General features: G+C 64.0%; 17 protein-coding genes. 7 read left to right on the forward strand and 10 right to left on the reverse strand.

Going from position 1 to position 15,449, the window contains the following annotated elements; all coding sequences use genetic code 11:
* Position 1 precedes the first annotated feature (1 nt).
* Entirely contained in the window at positions 2-598 is a 597-nt protein-coding gene (locus tag AC2FNS_RS10280; RefSeq protein WP_496679037.1) for a TetR/AcrR family transcriptional regulator, read from the forward strand.
* 70 nt (positions 599-668) lie between these two features.
* Positions 669-884 (forward strand): hypothetical protein, encoded by a 216-nt coding sequence (locus tag AC2FNS_RS10285; protein WP_496712900.1) that lies wholly within the window; start codon positions 669-671, stop codon positions 882-884.
* On the opposite strand, the gene AC2FNS_RS10290 is transcribed toward AC2FNS_RS10285, so the two are convergent.
* The 10 genes from AC2FNS_RS10290 to AC2FNS_RS10335 all read right to left on the reverse strand — a co-directional run bounded on the left by AC2FNS_RS10290 (position 885) and on the right by AC2FNS_RS10335 (position 9,063).
* Positions 885-1,643, reverse strand: coding sequence for a Phenylacetic acid catabolic protein (locus AC2FNS_RS10290; RefSeq protein ID WP_496712899.1), 759 nt, complete (start codon positions 1,641-1,643; stop codon positions 885-887).
* A 13-nt stretch (positions 1,644-1,656) separates the two neighbouring features.
* Entirely contained in the window at positions 1,657-2,730 is a 1,074-nt protein-coding gene (locus AC2FNS_RS10295; protein ID WP_496686801.1) for a 2Fe-2S iron-sulfur cluster-binding protein, read from the reverse strand.
* 10 nt (positions 2,731-2,740) lie between these two features.
* Positions 2,741-3,202, reverse strand: coding sequence for a 1,2-phenylacetyl-CoA epoxidase subunit PaaD (paaD, locus tag AC2FNS_RS10300; RefSeq protein WP_496803838.1), 462 nt, complete (start codon positions 3,200-3,202; stop codon positions 2,741-2,743).
* Positions 3,203-3,208: 6 nt separating this feature from the next.
* Positions 3,209-3,970, reverse strand: a complete 762-nt coding sequence (paaC, locus tag AC2FNS_RS10305) for a 1,2-phenylacetyl-CoA epoxidase subunit PaaC (protein WP_496712897.1) — start codon at positions 3,968-3,970, stop codon at positions 3,209-3,211.
* Positions 3,970-4,254 (reverse strand): 1,2-phenylacetyl-CoA epoxidase subunit PaaB, encoded by a 285-nt coding sequence (gene paaB, locus AC2FNS_RS10310; protein WP_005978248.1) that lies wholly within the window; start codon positions 4,252-4,254, stop codon positions 3,970-3,972. The genes paaC and paaB overlap by 1 nt, the downstream gene beginning before the upstream one ends.
* Positions 4,255-4,277: 23 nt before the next feature.
* Complete coding sequence (gene paaA, locus AC2FNS_RS10315) at positions 4,278-5,270, reverse strand: 1,2-phenylacetyl-CoA epoxidase subunit PaaA (RefSeq protein WP_496679029.1); 993 nt, start codon at positions 5,268-5,270, stop codon at positions 4,278-4,280.
* Between the two features lie 15 nt (positions 5,271-5,285).
* On the reverse strand, positions 5,286-6,488 hold the full coding sequence (gene pcaF, locus AC2FNS_RS10320) for a 3-oxoadipyl-CoA thiolase (protein WP_496679027.1): 1,203 nt from the start codon (positions 6,486-6,488) through the stop codon (positions 5,286-5,288).
* Positions 6,489-6,678: 190 nt separating this feature from the next.
* The gene (locus AC2FNS_RS10325) at positions 6,679-7,071 is read right to left on the reverse strand and encodes a carboxymuconolactone decarboxylase family protein (protein ID WP_496679026.1); all 393 of its coding nucleotides are present in this window, start codon (positions 7,069-7,071) and stop codon (positions 6,679-6,681) included.
* The gene (locus AC2FNS_RS10330; RefSeq protein WP_496712895.1) at positions 7,055-8,179 is read right to left on the reverse strand and encodes an aromatic ring-hydroxylating oxygenase subunit alpha; all 1,125 of its coding nucleotides are present in this window, start codon (positions 8,177-8,179) and stop codon (positions 7,055-7,057) included. The genes AC2FNS_RS10325 and AC2FNS_RS10330 overlap by 17 nt, the downstream gene beginning before the upstream one ends.
* Entirely contained in the window at positions 8,176-9,063 is an 888-nt protein-coding gene (locus AC2FNS_RS10335; RefSeq protein WP_496679023.1) for a MurR/RpiR family transcriptional regulator, read from the reverse strand. The genes AC2FNS_RS10330 and AC2FNS_RS10335 overlap by 4 nt, the downstream gene beginning before the upstream one ends.
* A 68-nt stretch (positions 9,064-9,131) precedes the next feature.
* On the opposite strand from AC2FNS_RS10335, the gene AC2FNS_RS10340 reads away from it, so the two are divergent.
* The 5 genes from AC2FNS_RS10340 to AC2FNS_RS10360 are packed head-to-tail and all read left to right on the forward strand — an operon-like array spanning position 9,132 to position 15,442.
* Positions 9,132-11,585 (forward strand): FAD-dependent oxidoreductase, encoded by a 2,454-nt coding sequence (locus AC2FNS_RS10340; protein ID WP_496712893.1) that lies wholly within the window; start codon positions 9,132-9,134, stop codon positions 11,583-11,585.
* Positions 11,582-12,661 (forward strand): alcohol dehydrogenase family protein, encoded by a 1,080-nt coding sequence (locus AC2FNS_RS10345; protein ID WP_496712891.1) that lies wholly within the window; start codon positions 11,582-11,584, stop codon positions 12,659-12,661. The genes AC2FNS_RS10340 and AC2FNS_RS10345 overlap by 4 nt, the downstream gene beginning before the upstream one ends.
* On the forward strand, positions 12,658-13,236 hold the full coding sequence (locus tag AC2FNS_RS10350) for a dimethylsulfonioproprionate lyase family protein (protein ID WP_496712889.1): 579 nt from the start codon (positions 12,658-12,660) through the stop codon (positions 13,234-13,236). Before AC2FNS_RS10345 ends, AC2FNS_RS10350 begins: the two co-directional genes overlap by 4 nt.
* Positions 13,233-14,339, forward strand: a complete 1,107-nt coding sequence (locus tag AC2FNS_RS10355; protein ID WP_496712887.1) for a mandelate racemase/muconate lactonizing enzyme family protein — start codon at positions 13,233-13,235, stop codon at positions 14,337-14,339. Before AC2FNS_RS10350 ends, AC2FNS_RS10355 begins: the two co-directional genes overlap by 4 nt.
* Complete coding sequence (locus AC2FNS_RS10360) at positions 14,336-15,442, forward strand: mandelate racemase/muconate lactonizing enzyme family protein (protein ID WP_496712885.1); 1,107 nt, start codon at positions 14,336-14,338, stop codon at positions 15,440-15,442. The genes AC2FNS_RS10355 and AC2FNS_RS10360 overlap by 4 nt, the downstream gene beginning before the upstream one ends.
* Positions 15,443-15,449 lie beyond the last annotated feature (7 nt).

The following is a 15,449-nucleotide window of genomic DNA, read 5'->3' on the forward strand; positions in this document are numbered from 1 at the left end:
TTTGGCCCGTACGATTGCAAAAGATCACGACCAGAAACGCGCGCAGATCCTTAAATCGGCGGCGCGGGTCTTTGCCCGCGAAGGCTTCGACCGCGCCTCGATGACCCAGCTTGCGCGCGAATGCGGGATCTCGAAGGCCAACATCTATCACTATTATGACAGCAAGGACGCGATCCTGTTCGACATTCTCGAGACCTATCTGCGGGAATTGCGCGACCTGATCTGCGGGCTCGAGATTGAAGGCCTCAGCCCGCCCGACAAGCTTCACCGCGTGGTGGCTGAAATCCTGTTGGCTTATCAGGGCGTGGATGACGAACACCGGGTTCAGACCAGCGGCATGTCGGCCCTGCCCGAGGAGCAGCAGCGCCTGCTGCGCGGGTATCAGCGCGACATGGTGAATTTCCTCAGTTCCATCATTGCCGAAGTCGCTCCTGACGTGTTTCGCGGCAACAGGTCCAAGCTGCGCTCGGCCACTATGTCGGTCTTCGGCATGCTGAACTGGTACTACATGTGGAATTCCGGTGCCGATGCACAGGCGCGCCGGGACTATGCCGCGCTGGTCAGCAACCTGACCCTGTCGGGCGTCAAGGCGCTGTAGCACCGGCCCTGCCGGCATTGTGATTTGGCTTTTGAGCCAAACCGGCGTCTACTTGCGGTCGGAGGGCGCCATGCAAAAACCCGAACGGTTCGACGAATTCTATTTCGCCAAGGTCGGGATGGGCGAGGCCTGCGGCTGCGCCGAGCGCATCATCGACGTCTATGAGTTCGACCGCAAGGCCGGTGCGGTTGACGCGGGCACGGGCAAGGTGGCTCGGCCACGGCGTCGCGGCCTGCGATCGCTTGCCCTTAAATACGGCCTGATCAGCCGCCCCAGCGGGCGGTGATCACGGGGTGCGCAAGCCAAGCCGCGTTACGACCTCGGCGGCCTCGGCCAGCCAGCGGTTTTTCAGTTCGACCCCCGAGGCGCGGCGCAGGCCCATCTGGCGCAGCTTTTCCATCCGCTCGGGGTCGCCCGCGCCGAAACTTGCGGCCACGCGGGGCCACCAGTAATCGACCGAGTCCTGCATGGCCGGCGCCGCGCCCTGTTCCAACAGCTTGACCGCGCCTTCCAGGGCCAATTCACCGTGATGTGCCTCGATCGGGGCAATGGCGCGGAACGCCTCGGCCAGCGGCTGATAGGACACCAGCGCGAACTCGGCCAGTTGCACGCCCACGGCGCGGCTCATCAGCAGGTTCATCACCACCGCATCGGTCCAGCCTTCGATCGGATAGTTGAAGACCGCAAGGCGCATGTCATGTTCGCTGCGCGTGGCCCCGATATCGGCGGAACGGTCCAGCCGCGCGGTCCACGGGTGATGCGTGGCATAGCGGTCGGTATCCGCGCCGAACTCGCCCATGATCTTCAGGACGCGGTCGGCATTGTCGGTCTTTTCCAGAACGATCTTCGCCGCCGCGATGCGTTCCTTGATGCCCGGTCCCTGGTTGATGATGTCGGCAAACCCAGCCGCACCGGCCAGTTCGCTGTCGACGAAGGTCGCCATCAGCTTCATCAACTCCGCGCGGTATCGGGGCGGCACGTTGGTCGGGTTGGTCAGAACGCCGCCCGCGGCCAGGTAGCTTTCGATGCTCATGTCTTCGGCCATGGTCCCTCTCCCTTTATTGGTCGTAATCGACGACGACATTGTCGGTCAGCGGGTAGGCCTGGCAGCTGAGCACATAGCCTTTCTCGACCTCGTAATCCTCGAGCGCGTGGTTGGCGACCATCTCGACCTCGCCTTCGATCACCTTGCAGCGGCAGGTCGAACAGACCCCGGCCTTGCAGGCATAGGGGGCGTCCATCGCGTTTTCCAGCGCCGCGTCCAGAATGGTCTGGTCCTTGGGCATGGTGATGGTCTGGGTGGCGCCGTCCAGCGTGACCCGCGCCTGGGTCTGGTTGGCCTGCGCGGCGCTGGCGGCATCGCCCTGCTTGCGTTTGGCGCGGCCCGGTTGGGCGCTGGCAAACAGCTCGAACTTGATCTGGCTGTCATCCAGCCCGTGTTCGCGCAACGCCTCGGCAATGCCCAGCATCATCGGCTCGGGGCCGCAGATGAAGGCGGTGTCGGTGTTTTCGACGTCGATCCAATGCTGGAACAGTTCGGCGCATTTCTCTTTGGTTACCAGCCCGGTGAACAGGTCGATCTCCTGCGCGTCGGTTTCCAGGATATGGATCACGTTCAGGCGGCCCATGTACTGGTTCTTCAGGTCTTCCAGCTCTTCGCGGAACATGATCGTGTTCACGCCCTTGTTGGCATAGACCAGCGTGAAGCGCGAATGCGGTTCGCGTGCCAGCGTGGTCTTTAGGATTGACAGAACCGGCGTGATGCCCGACCCGCCGGCAAAGCCCAGGTACTGCCGGTGCGCGGACGGGTCCAGCGGCGTGTGGAAGGCCCCCATCGGCGGCATCGCCTGCAACCTGTCGCCCACTTTCAGCTCGGTGTTGGCCCAGGTCGAAAAAGCGCCGCCCTCGACCCGTTTGATGCCCACCTGCAGAACGCCGTCATCCTTGCCCGCGCAGATCGAGTAGGAGCGGCGCAGCTCTTCCCCGTCAAATTCGCGGCGGAAGGTCAGGTACTGGCCCTGGACAAAGTCGAACGCCTCGGCCGCGCCGTTCACCGGCTTCAGAGTGACCACGACCGCGTCGCGGATGGTCTTGTGGATGTCGGTGACTTCCAGATCGTGAAAACGTGCCATCCGGTCCTCCTCAGATGCACTTGAAATAGTCGAAAGGTTCCAGGCAGTCGGTGCAGCGCCAGTGCGCCTTGCACGGGGTCGAGCCGAACTGGCTGACCTTTTCCACTGCCGTGCTGCCGCAATGCGGGCAGCGGTCGGGTCCGCCTGCGGGCTGGGGCGGTGCGATGCCGTATTCTTCGAGCTTCGCACGGCCCTTGTCGCTGAGCCAATCGGTCGTCCAGGCCGGAGAGATTCGGGTCTCCAGCTTGATCTTGTCGATGCCGTGGTCGTGCAGGGCGGTTTCGATGTCCATTGCAATGACCGAGGTCGCCGGGCAGCCGGAATAGGTGGGCGTCACGGCAACCTTCAGCGTGTCGCCCTCCCATGTCACATCGCGCACGATGCCCAGATCGACGACCGAGATCACGGGAATCTCGGGGTCGCGCACGGCGTCGAGCCATTCCCAGACCTGCTCTACGGTGGCGCGATCCATCGGCCTTTACCAGGTTGCGCCCGGATAGGCCCGCTGCAGCCATTGCATCTGGGTCAACAGGTGGCCCAGATGTTCGGTATGCATGCGCCCGTCGCGGCCGCCCTTGTGGGAAAAGCGGCTGTCGGGAATGGTCAGGGTGGCTTCGGTCAGTACGCGCTGAACCAGCGCGTCGTATTCCTCGCGTAGGCCGGCCGGGTCGGGTGCGATACCCGCGGCGGCCATCTCGGCATCAACCTCGTCGCTGGCGAACATCTCGCCGACATAGGGCCAGAGGTAATCCAGCGCCTCTTGCATGCGCCTGTGGCTTTCCTCGGTCCCGTCGCCCAGTCCGACCACCGTGTCGCTGGACCGTTCCAGGTGATAGGCGACCTCTTTGCTGGCCTTCTCGGCAATCGCCGCGACCCGGTCGTCAGACGATTTCATCAGCCGACCCAGCATGATCGAGTGCCACGCATCAAACAGGAACTGGCGCATCAGGGTGCGGCCGAAATCGCCGTTGGGCACCTCGACCAGCAGCACGTTGCGGAAATCCCACGCGTCGCGCAGAAAGGCCAGATCGTCGGCAGACTTGCCTTCGCCCTGAACCTCTCCGGCCAGGCCCAGCCACATCTGCGTCTGGCCGATCAGGTCCAGCGCGGTGTTGGCCAGCGCGATGTCTTCCTCCAGCACCGGCGCGTGGCCGCACCATTCGCTGACGCGATGGCCCAGGATCAGCGTATTGTCGCCCATCCGCAGCAGGAATTGCAGGAATGCCTCGTCGCGTGTCATCACATCGCCCCCACTTCTTCGGGGATGTCGAAAAAGGTCGGGTGACGATAGACCTTGCTTTCGCTGGGCTCGTACAGCGGACCCTTGTCGCTGGGCGAACTGGCGGTGATGTTGTTGGCCTCGACCACCCAGATCGAGACGCCCTCGTTGCGGCGGGTATAGACGTCGCGGGCGTTCTTGATCGCCATTTCGGCGTCGGGCGCGTGCAGCGAGCCGACATGGCGGTGGCTCATGCCGTGCTGGCCGCGGATGAAGATTTCCCACAGGGGCCATTCGTTTTTCATCAGGTGTCCTCCTATCGGGTGGGTTATTCGGCTGCGACCTTGCGGGCGCGTTTCTTGCGGGAATGTTCCAGCAGACCGTCACGCACCCATTTGCCGTCGTCCCAGGCCTTGTTGCGGGCGGCCAGGCGGTCGGTGTTGCAGGGGCCGTTGCCCTTGATCACGTCGAAGAATTCCGACCAGTCGGGCTGAGTGAAATCGTAATGCCCGCGCTCTTCGTTCCATTTCAGGTCCGGGTCGGGGATGGTCAGGCCCAGATACTCGGCCTGCGGCACGGTTTGATCCACGAATTTCTGGCGCAGTTCGTCATTGGTGTTGATCTTGATCTTCCACGCCATCGACTGGGCCGAATGCACCGAGTCCTTGTCGGACGGGCCGAACATCATCAGCGACGGGTACCAGAACCGGTTCAGCGCGTCCTGCGCCATCTTGCGCTGTTCGGGTGTGCCCTCGGCCATCTTGCGGATCGCGTCATAGCCCTGGCGCTGGTGAAAGCTTTCTTCCTTGCAGATGCGGATCATCGCGCGCGAATAAGGCCCGTACGAGGTGCGCTGCAGCGGCACCTGGTTCATGATAGCCGCCCCGTCGACCAGCCAGCCCACCGCGCCGATATCGGCCCAGTTCAGCGTGGGATAGTTGAAGATCGAGCTGTATTTCATCCGCCCGTCCAGCAGCATTTCGGTCAGTTCGTCGCGGCTGACGCCCAGAGTTTCGGCGGCGCAGTACAGGTACAGGCCGTGCCCGGCCTCGTCCTGCACCTTGGCCAGCAGGATTGCCTTGCGTTCCAGCGTGGGCGCGCGGGTGATCCAGTTGCCTTCGGGCAGCTGGCCGACGATCTCGGAATGGGCGTGTTGCCCGATCTGGCGGATCAGCGTCGCGCGATAGTCGTCGGGCATCCAGTCCTTGGGCTCGATCTTGATGTCGGCGTCGATCTTGTCCTGAAAGGCGCGTTCCTGCTCGGTCATTTCCTCGCGGGATTTGACGCCTGTTCCTGCCGTCTTGATCATCTGAGCATACATGTCGGGTCTCCTCCCTTACACGCGTTCGAGAATTAGCGCGGCGCCCTGGCCTACGCCCACGCACATGGTGCACAAGGCATAGCGTCCGCCGGTGCGGCGCAGTTGAAAGGCCGCCGTCATGACCAGCCGAGCGCCGGACATGCCCAGCGGATGGCCGATGGCGATGGCGCCGCCATTGGGATTCACATGGGGTGCGTCATCGGCCACGCCAAGTTCACGCAGGGTGGCCAGACCCTGAGCTGCGAAGGCCTCGTTCAATTCTATCACATCCATCTGCTCGATGCTCAGCCCTGTGCGGGCCAGCACTTTGCGGGTGGCCGGGACCGGACCGATTCCCATGACCCGAGGCTCGACCCCCGCGACCGCCATGCCCACGACACGCGCCATCGGGGTCAGGCCGTTCTTCTGCGCGGCGGCCTCGTTGGCCAGCAGAATGGCCGCGGCGCCGTCATTGACGCCCGAGGCGTTGCCCGCGGTCACGGTCTTGTGCGGGCCGTTGACGCCGTGCAGGCTGGCCAGCTTCTCGACGGTCGTGCCGGGGCGTGGGTGTTCGTCCGTATCGACGACGATGGCGTCGCCCTTGCGCTGCGGGATGGTGACCGGGGTGATCTCCTCCGCAAACACCCCGGCCTGGTGCGCCGCGGCCCAGCGGGCCTGGCTGCGTGCCGCGAATGCGTCCTGATCAGCGCGGCTGATGTTGTATTCCTCGGCCACGTTGTCGGCCGTCTGCGGCATCGTGTCGGTGCCGTACATTTTTTCCATCTTCGGGTTCACGAAGCGCCAGCCGATGGTGGTGTCATAGACCGAATTGGCGCGGGAAAAGGCGCTGGTGGCCTTGGGCATCACGAAGGGCGCGCGCGACATGCTTTCGACGCCACCGGCAATCGCCATGTCATAATCGCCCGCCTTGATGGCCCGCGCGGCCATGCCGACCGCATCCATGCCGCTGGCGCACAGGCGGTTGATCGTGGTGCCGGGCACCTGAACCGGGAAACCGGCCAGCAGGGCGGCCATGCGGGCCACGTTCCGGTTGCTTTCGCCGGCCTGGTTGGCATCGCCCAGGATCACGTCATCCAGGCTAGCCCAGTCCACCTGCGGGTTCCGCTCTTTCAGCGCGGCCAACGGGATCGCGGCCAGATCGTCGGTGCGAACCTGGGACAGGGCCCCGCCATAGCGTCCGATCGGGGTGCGCTGTGCGTCGCAGATGAAAGCGTCCATGCGTCAAACCTCGTGTCTTGAGCTCAGGTCATTAGGTGACCGCTTGGTCGGGTAATACGCCCGGAAGCGATTCGCAGCAAGGAAAATGTAACGCAACTGTGCATCAAATCGAAATTCAGTAACATATTCGTGCTGAAACGAGGAAACCCGCGCGGGGCGGGTGATCTCGATCTGCGGCGGTGGGGGGTGGCTAAAGCTGACCGGCCTCGGTCAGAACCTTGCGCGCCACGCGAAAGCATTCCAGCGCCTGCGGGACGCCACAATAGATGCCGACGACGTGGATGATCGCCCGGATTTCCTCCTTGCTGACGCCGTTGTTCAGGGCTCCGCGACAGTGGATCTCCCACTCGTGCATCTTGCCCAGGGCGCCGATCATCGACAGGTTCATCATCGAACGGGTCTTGGGATCGATCACCTCGTCCCCCCAGCCAAAGCCCCAGCACCAGGCTGTCATGGCCTCCTGAAACGGGCGGGTGAAATCATCCGCCGAGGCCAAGTTCTTCTCCACGTATTCGTCGCCCAGCGTCGCCTTGCGCTGTGCCAGTCCTTTCAGGAACAGGTCTTCGTCAAAGATGTCGGCCATCGTCTACTCCGCTTGCATCTGTATCCACCGCCTCGCGCATCCATTGCTGCAAGCGGGCGATCGAATGTTCCGACAATACGCCGCAAGCCGGGTCCAGCACCAGCGGGCCGGGGCGATAGCCGCGCGATTTCAGGCCGCGATGCACGCTTTCAACCAGCCGGATGTCTTCTTCGACCGTGGTTTCCCGGTCCTGCACCGCCAGTTGGCGGATCACCGCGCTTTCGGACCCGCCCTCGGTGTACCATCCGCGCCAGACGGTACAGTGATCGGCATCATGCGCGCGCCAGTGATAGGTGTTCAGGACATTGCCGGGATAGCACTGGAACGAGAACATCGGCCATAGAAACCATGACCGATAGTCGCCCGCATGGGGCACCGAAAGGTCGATGGGATAGGTCATCTTGTCGAGGCTCTGACACTCGGTCGTATGGCGCAGAACGTATCCGCCGCCTGCATCGGGTTGAATGTCATAGGTTTCGGGTTTGACCACACCGGTGGCAAAGGTCGGGTGATTGGTCGGGCAGTGATAGCATTCCGAGTAGTTCTCGATACTGACCTTCCAGTTGCAGTTTTCGGGTATCTCGACCCATTCCAGCGGCTCAAGATCGTCAATGTGTGGAACGAATGCACGGATTTCCGCTCGCACCCCGGGGTACCAATCGTCCATCGGGGCGGCGTCATCGTCGAGGTTGACGAAGATGAAGCCGTTGAACAGCTCGGTCCGCACCGGGGTCAAGCAGATCGCGCTGCGGTCGAAGCCCGGAACCGACTTGATGTTGGGTCCGGCGCGCAGGTGCCCTGTGAACTCATAGGTCCACGCGTGATAGGGGCAGACGACGACGCGGGTGTTGCCGGCCCCGGTCACCATTTCATGCGCGCGGTGCTGGCAGACGTTGTAGAAGGTGCGGATTTCGCCATCGCGCCCGCGGATGCAGAACAGGTTCTGACCTGCGATTTCAAAGGCGAAATAGTCGCCCGGTTCGCGCACCTGAGCCACATGGCCGGCAAATTGCCAGGTGCGGGCCAGAAGGCCCTGTTTCTCCTGCTCAAATATCGCCGGGTCGGTGTAATAGCGGGCTTCCAGCGAGCGGGTCAGCGGTGCGGTCATTCAGGCTCCTCCGCATATAGGCCAAGTTGGTGCCGGCGGCGGTGAAACCGCTCGACACGCTCGACGATTTCATCGCTGGACAGGGCGACCACGAAAGACAGAAGCGTCTCTAGCAGCGCAATGGTCGAAACCGATGACGGAAAGAACTGGGGCGTGTCGGCGGCGACGACAAACCCATGTTGCGCGTTCAGAATGACCGGGCTGGCGGGGCTGTCGGAAATGCCGACCACGGTCATGCCCTGTTCGCGGGCCAGCTTTACCGCCTCGATCACCTCGGTCCGGTAGGGGTGGCAAGTCATCGCGATCAGCACGTCCTGTTCGTCGGCCCAGGCCAGATCGTCCACCGGGGTCGAGCCGGGCCGGGGAATGGCGTGGAACTGCTTCATCCCGGTCGAGGCCAAATAGGTAAAGTTGCGCGCGTTCGCGTTGTTGACGCCGACGCCCAGCGTGAAAATCTGCCGGGATGTCCAGATCGCCTCGGCCGCGGCCTGCAACCGGGTGGCGTCGATCCCGGCGAAGGTTTCCTCGATATTTCGGATCGCGGCTCCGACCATGTCGGCATAGAGCCCGCCCAGTTCGCCGGATTTGCCGATCTCCTGCAGCCAGCGGGCGCGGTCCGGGAACGACACGGTGCCACGCCGGATGGCGTCGCGGAACGGCGCGCGGAAATCCTCGTACCCCTCAAAACCCACCTGCCGCGCCATGCGGACGAAGGTGTTGGGTTTCACGTTCGCGGCCTCGGCGATCTCGCGCACGGTCGAAACGCCCACATCCGCCGGATTTTCCAGCACATAGCGGGCGGCTTTCTGCGCCTCGGGCGTTAGTGCGTCCCATTCACGGGTCAGCCGGTCAAGAACGGCATTTGATACATTTGTGTCATTCATGATTGACGATGGTACAAATGTGGCCTTAGCCTGTCGAGAAGAAATGCGACTCGGTGAGAGGAAAAATCATGTCCGGGAAGGAACTGCCGTCACAGGCCCGCGTGGTGATCGTGGGCGGAGGTGTCATGGGCGTGGGTCTGGCCTATCACCTGGCGCACGAGGGCTGGACGGATGTCGTTCTGCTGGAAAAGGCCGAGCTGACCAGCGGCAGCACCTGGCATGCGGCCGGGCAGATCACCCACTCGACCAGTTCCTTTGGTCTGGGCAAATGCGTGGACTACAACATCGGGCTTTATTCCGGAGCGCTTGAGGCAGAGACCGGGCAGGCGGTGACATGGCATGGCTGCGGCTCGTTCCGGCTGGCCTATACCGAGGACGAGATGGACTGGCTGCGCCACACCCTGTCGGTGGGCCGGTCACTGGGCTTCAACATCGAGCTGGTGGGCCCCAACCGCGTGGCCGAACTGCACCCGTTCTACAACCTCGACGGGGTTCTGGGCGCGCTGCACACGCCGGATGACGGGCATGTGGACCCGACGAACGTGACCATGGCCATGGCGGCGGGGGCGCGTCAGCTCGGCGCGCGGATCATCCGCCGCTGCCGGGCCACCAACATCACGCAGGCGGCCAATGGCGAATGGGTGGTCGAGACCGAACGGGGCACGATCCGCTGCGAACACGTGGTGAATGCGGGTGGCACTTATGCCCGGCAGATGGGCGAATGGTCGGGCCTGCAACTGCCGATGACCTCGATGACCCACCACTATTTCGTGACCGAACCGGTGCCACAGTTCCAGGACCTCGATCACGAGTTGCCGGTGATCCGCGATGACCGCAAGGTCTCGGGCTATATCCGCATGGAGCAGAAGCGCGGGCTGATCGGGATCTACGAAAAGGAAAATTCGAACTCGGTCTGGCATGACCACTGCCCGTGGGACTACGAAAACTGGCTGTTCGATGCCGATTACGACCGGGTCATGCCGTGGCTCGAAGAGAGCCTGAACCGGATGCCGATTTTCGCCGATCTGGGCATCCAGCGCGAGGTTCACGGGGCGATCTCGCACCCGCCCGACGGCAATCCGCTGATCGGCCCGGCGCCGGGGGTGCGTAACTATTGGTGCTGCTGCGGCACGCAGATCGGCATCGGCTGGGGCCCGGGCCTGACGCGCGAACTGGCGCGGTGGATGGTGCATGGCGCGGCCGACATTTCGATGCGCGACTATGATCCGCGCCGGTTCGGGGCCTATGCCACCAAAGACTGGCAGGTCACCAAGGCGCATGAGGATTACAAACTGCGCCACGAAATTCCGTTTCCGCATTTCAACCGTCTTGCCGGGCGGCCGATCAAGCCGTCCCCGCTGTATGACCGGCTTAAAGCCAAGGGGGCGGTGTTCGAAGAGGTCTATGGCCACGAGCGCCCCCGCTGGTTCGCAAAGGATGGCGTTGAACAGCGCGACCATTATTCTTTCCGCCGCAATGTGGTGCATGACATGGTCGCCGTTGAATGCAGGGCCGTGCGCGAGGCGGTCGGCATTATGGATATCTCGGCCTTCACCAAGGTCGAGGTCAGCGGCCCAGATGCCCGGGCCCTGCTGGACCGGTTGGTTGCCAACCGCCTGCCGCAAAAGGTGGGCGGCATCGCGCTGACCCACATGCTCAACCGCCGTGGACGGATCGAGCTGGAGACCACGGTCGTGAAACTGGCCGAAGGCCGGTACTACCTCGTCTGTGCCGCCTTCTTCGAGCAGCGCCTACTGGACCACCTTACCCAGCATCGCGACGAAGAAAACGTCGATATCATCCTGCGATCCGACGACTGGGCCGCGCTCAGCCTCAATGGCCCCCGGGCGCGCGAGGTTCTGGCCGCCTGCACCGATGCCGACCTGAGCAATACCGGTTTCAAATGGCTGACCGCGCAGGAAATCGACGTGGCGGGTCACCGGCTCTGGGCTTTCCGCATGTCCTATGCCGGTGAATTGGGATGGGAACTGCACATGCCGCGTGACAGCGCCTTGGCCGTCTACGATGCGCTCTGGGCCGCGGGCGCGCCGCATGGCATCGCCGATTACGGGTCGTTCGCGATGAACGCGCTGCGGATGGAGAAGGCCTTCAAGGGCGCGGGTGAGTTGACCAACGAGGTCACCCTGGCCGAAGCCGACGTGCTGCGCTTTGCCCGCACGGACAAGGAATACCTGGGCAAGGACCGGACTCTGAACCCCGATCTGCGCTGGGTCTGCGCCTATCTGGAGATCGAACCGGATGGCCAGAACGATGGGCATGGCGGCGAGGCGGTCCTGCTGAACGGCAAGGTCGTGGGCTCTACCGCCTCGGTGGCCTACGGGCATACGGTCGGCAAGATCCTTGCCTTTGCCTATGTCAAACCGCAGGCCAATGTGCCGGGAACAGAGGTGCAGGTGGTGATCGCGGGCGCGCCGCGTCCCGGGCGGATCTTGGGCGCGCCTGCCTATGACCCGCACAGCGTTCAGCCCCGCACCGACACCGCGATGGAGGCTGCGGTATGATCCCGAAAACCATGAAAGCCATGGTCCTGACCGGGCATGGCGATCTGGACAAATACGAATGGCATGAGGACTGGCCTACGCCCACACCCGGCCCGATGGAGGTGCTGATCAAGGTTGGTGCTTGTGGACTGAACAACACGGATGTGAACACCCGCACCGGCTGGTATTCCAAGGCGGTGGACGAGCCGACCACCGGCGGCGCCTATTCCGAGGTGGATGACGACGACAGCACCTGGGGCGGCGCACCTCTGACCTTCCCACGCATCCAGGGCGCGGATGCGGTCGGCACGGTCGTGGCCGTGGGCGAGGGGGCCGATCCTGCGATCATCGGCCGGCGGGTGATCGTGGCGGGCTGGCTGCGCGACTGGTCTGAGCCGATGAATCGCGACAAGGCCGGATATTTCGGCTCGGAATGTGACGGCGGCTTTGCCGAATACACCAAGGCCGACATCCGCGGCGTGGCGGCGATCGACTCCGGCCTGAGTGATGCCGAACTGGCGACCTTCAGTTGCTCATATGTGACGGCCGAAGGCATGTTGGACAGGGCGCAGGTCGGCGAGGGCGACACGGTTCTGATCCCCGGTGCCTCGGGCGGTGTGGGCGGGGCGCTGATCCAGCTGTCCAAGCTGCGCGGTGCACGTGTGATCGCCATGGCCAGCGCGGCCAAGCACCCCGAGGTCGCCAAACTGGGTCCGGATCGCATCCTGCCGCGCAGCCCCAGGAACTTGCGGGCCGAGCTGAAAGGCGAACGGATCACCGTCGTCGCTGATGTCGTGGGCGGAGAGAATTGGCCCAAACTGATCGACATGCTGGAGCGTGGCGGGCGCTATACCTGTTCGGGCGCGATTGCCGGTCCGATCGTGCAATTCGACCTGCGCACCTTCTACCTGCGCGATCTGACCTTCACCGGGTCGACCGTAAACACGCCGCAGAACTTCTTTGATGTCGTGAAATACATAGAAAATGGGCAAATCAAGCCAGCGTTGGCCGCCACTTACCCGTTGACTGAGCTGCGAGAGGCCCAGCAGGCCTTCATCGACAAGCATCATACCGGCAACATCGTGGTGATCCCATGACTCTGGAAAACGTTCTCGAAGCCGCGCGGCAACTGCATCAAACACTGCCGGCGCTGTCCGCATTCGGCAACTGGCCCACCGACCTGACCGCAACCGGTTTGCAACCGCGGGCGATCCCCGCCACGCCGCTGGTGCAGGCGCTGGATCAGCCCGGATCACCCCGGACCACGGGGCTCGTTCAGGCGGTTCGTTCGGCGGCGCATCTTGCCCATTGGAAACGAACCTATTCCGAGGCAGAGGTCGGTGCCGATTTCCGCAATCGGTACGGGTATTTCGAACTGTTCGGGCCAACCGGTCATTTCCATTCGACCCAGTTGCGAGGCTATGTCGCCTATTGGGGCGCCGGGTTGGACTATGACTGGCACAGCCACCAGGCCGAGGAGCTGTATCTGACGCTGGCGGGCGGCGCGGTCTTCAAGGTTGACGGGGATCGGGCCTTTGTGGGCGCTGAGGGCACGCGGTTGCATGCCAGTTGGCAAAGTCACGCCATGTCCACAGGGGATCAGCCGATCCTCACTTTCGTACTGTGGCGGGGCGAGGGGTTGAACGACCTGCCCAGGATGGACGCCGCATGAAGATCTCTCGCATCTCGGTCTTTCACGTCGATCTGCCGCTCGAGCATCCCTATTGGCTGTCTGGCGGACGTCTGAAATTCGAGGTGCTGGATGCCACCTTCGTCAAGATCGAAACCGACGCCGGCCTGACCGGCTGGGGCGAGGGCACGCCGTGGGGCCACACCTATGTGCCCGCGCACGGACCGGGTATCCGGGCGGGGATCGAGACCATGGCGCCCTTCGTCCTCGGGCTGGACCCCCGCCGGGTTCTAGAGGTCGAGCGGGCGATGGACCACGCGCTGCCCGGGCATCTTTATGCCAAGTCGCCGATCGACATGGCCTGCTGGGACATTTCCGGACAGGCGGCCGGTTTGCCGATTGCCGATCTGATGGGCGGCGGGTCGCGCAGCCCCGCGCCGATCGCCTCATCGGTCGGGGCCAAGACCATCGAGGAAACCCGCGCGGTGATGGATCGCTATCGTGACCGCGGCTATTGGGTACATTCGGTCAAAGTGGGCGGCGACGTGGATCGCGACATAGAACGCATACGCGATGTCGAGGCGCACCGCCCGGCGGGTGAGCGCATCCTCTATGACGTCAACCGCGCCTGGACGCGGCAGCAGGCGCTGCGGGTGATGAAGGCCACCGAGGATCTGGGCGTGATGTTCGAACAACCGTGCGAGACGCTGGACGACATCGCCGCCATCCGGGCCCTGCATTCCGCGCCGGTCAGCGTGGATGAAAGCCTGGTCACCCTGCAGGACGCCGCGCGCATTGCCCGCGACGGGCTGGCCGAGGTCTTCGGGATCAAGCTCAACCGTGTCGGCGGCCTGACCAAGGCTGCTCGGATGCGGGACATCGCGCTGGCGCATGGCATCGACATGTATGTAATGGCCACCGGCGGCTCGGTTCTGGCCGACACCGAGGCGCTGCATCTGGCCGCCACCATCCCCGACCACAACCGTCTGGGCGTCTGGGCCTGTCAGGACATGCTAACGCTGGACGTTGCGGGCGGACGCGGCCCACGCAACCGTCAGGGTCATCTGGAACTGCCCGAGGCCCCCGGCCTTGGCCTGGCCCCGGATGAAGATGCACTGGGCGATCCCAAGGCCGTGTACCAATGACTCGCATCACCCGCATTTCGCTCTGGCATGTGCCGCTGACCAGCCACCAGGCCTATTACATGGCTGACGGCAAGGCCTGCGACACGGTTGAAACGGTGGTTCTGGCGCTGGACACCGATGACGATCTGACCGGCTGGGGCGAGGTCTGCCCGATTCCGCATTACCTGCCCGCCTATGCGCGCGGCGTGGCTCCGGCGGTTCAGGACATGGCCGCGGTTCTGCTGGGCGCCGACCCGATCGGACCCGAGGCGTTGATGGCGCGGCTGGACCGGCACCTGCCGGGGCATGTCTATGCCAAATCGGCGATTGACATCGCGCTGTGGGATCTGACGGGGCAGGTGGCAGGGCTGCCGCTGCACGCGCTGCTGGGCGGTCGGCGGGCGCAGACGATGCCGCTCTATCACTCGATCACCTGTATCGCCCCGGCCGAGATGGCCCGCATCGCCCGCGAGGCGCAGGCGCAGGGCATCACCCAGTTCCAGGTCAAGCTGGGCGCGGATGCCGATTGGCAGGCCGATGTCGAACGCCTGCGTCTGGTGCGCGAGGCGGTGGGCGACGGGCCGCTGGTCTATGGCGATTGGAACTGCGGCGCCACGTCTCTGGACGCCAGCCGGGTGGGGCGGGCGGTTGCGGATCTGGATGTGATGCTGGAACAACCCTGTGCCACGATTGAAGATTGCGCCCGCGTGCGCGCCGCCACCGGCCTGCCGATGAAGCTGGACGAAAGCGCACACGACACCGCCAGCCTGCTGGCCGCGCATGCGCTGGGCTGCATGGACGCGGTCGCGGTGAAGCTGTCGAAATTCGGCGGGCTGTCGGCTGCGCGCCGCGCGCGTGATCTGTGCCTGCATCTGGGCGCGAAGATGTGCGTCGAAGACACCTGGGGGTCTGACGTCACCACAGCCGCCCTGCTGCATCTGGGCGCGGCCACCGAACCCGCGCGCTTGATGAACGTGTGCGACCTGTCGGGCTATGTCGCGCCGCGGCTGGCGCCGGATGGCCCGGCCCGCAAGGGCGGTCGGATCGCGCCGCCCGACGGGATCGGCCTCGGCGTCTCGCCAGACCGCGAATACCTGGGCGCGCCGGACGTGATACTGGATTAGGGAGGCG

The organism is Ruegeria sp. BHSA191 (genome assembly GCF_059613325.1).